The 214-nt window shown below is 54.7% G+C and carries 1 protein-coding gene; it reads left to right on the plus strand.

Annotated features, from left to right (window positions below; translation table 11 throughout):
* The coding region (locus NJD71_RS13905; RefSeq protein ID WP_319052472.1) for a hypothetical protein at positions 1 to 214 on the plus strand (214 nt) is incomplete at both ends.

Raw genomic sequence — 214 nt, forward strand, 5'->3', positions numbered from 1 at the left:
CCCCAGAAGATGGCTTTACCGCAGACCCAACCCCAATCAGCTATAGCGTTGAAGACATCAACGGTTTGGTATCGAACGAAGCCACGGTCACCATCGACTACCCACAAACCGCCCCAGTGGCACAGAACGATGCAGACACTGGTGACTCTGGTGAGACTGTCGTGGTAGACGTGGTGGCCAACGACACCGATGCTGAAGAAGATCTTGACCCAAC

This window comes from Psychrobacter sp. PP-21 (assembly GCF_033790785.1).
Taxonomy (GTDB): domain Bacteria; phylum Pseudomonadota; class Gammaproteobacteria; order Pseudomonadales; family Moraxellaceae; genus Psychrobacter.